General features: G+C 48.0%; 1 pseudogene. It reads right to left on the bottom strand.

What is annotated here, in order from left to right:
* Positions 1 to 643, bottom strand: a pseudogene (locus tag R7R78_RS26925) (type 2 secretion system lipase); the annotation flags it as partial.
* Between the last annotated feature and the right edge of the window lie 17 nt (positions 644 to 660).

Genomic DNA, 660 nt, shown 5'->3' with positions numbered 1-660 from the left:
TTAGCGCGATGTATTGCTTCTCCCCAGCCGCACCGCCCACAGCCCAGTTGTAGAGCGGAAGGTTCTTCGCTTTGGCAATGTATTCTGTCCACACAAAACCGTTGGAGAAGTGACCTAAGAACCAGCTGTTCGGGTTAGGGAAGCGCCATTGTGATGCGTTAAAGATGTTGCCTGTATCAGACAAGCTGTCACCGAGAGCAACCACTTTGTTGATTTGATCTGGCTGCATTGCTGCGTCGTTGCTCCAGATCGTGTGGTTGTATGAGAAGCGATTGTCAGCGGCGAAGAACGTAATGTCTGCGTTCTCGTTCGCCAAATCTAATGTGGCTTCACAACGCTGACGGATAACGTTTGGCGACGTGTTGGTGTAGAACATGTTTTTAAATGAAACGGAGCTCCACCAGTAGCCGTCAATGGTGAAGTAGCTACCATCTTCGTTTTTTGCCCATTCCCAATCGGTCGCCGGATCATCTTTCGAGTAGCTGGTGCGATACCAACAGCGAACATAGGTATAGGTTTGGTTTTCTTGCGTGCTGATCACTTCAGACGCTGAAACCATTTCTGGTGATAAGGTTGGCTCTTCGGCAACTGCAGAAGCAAGCGGGAGTAATGCAGTTAATAGTGTGATTGTTTTTTTCATCATTCACTCTTCTTGTAATG

It is taken from the genome of Vibrio sp. 2134-1 (genome assembly GCF_033339495.1).
The sequence above is the reverse complement of the archived record's forward strand: the minus strand, read 5'-3'. Positions and strand labels throughout refer to the sequence as shown.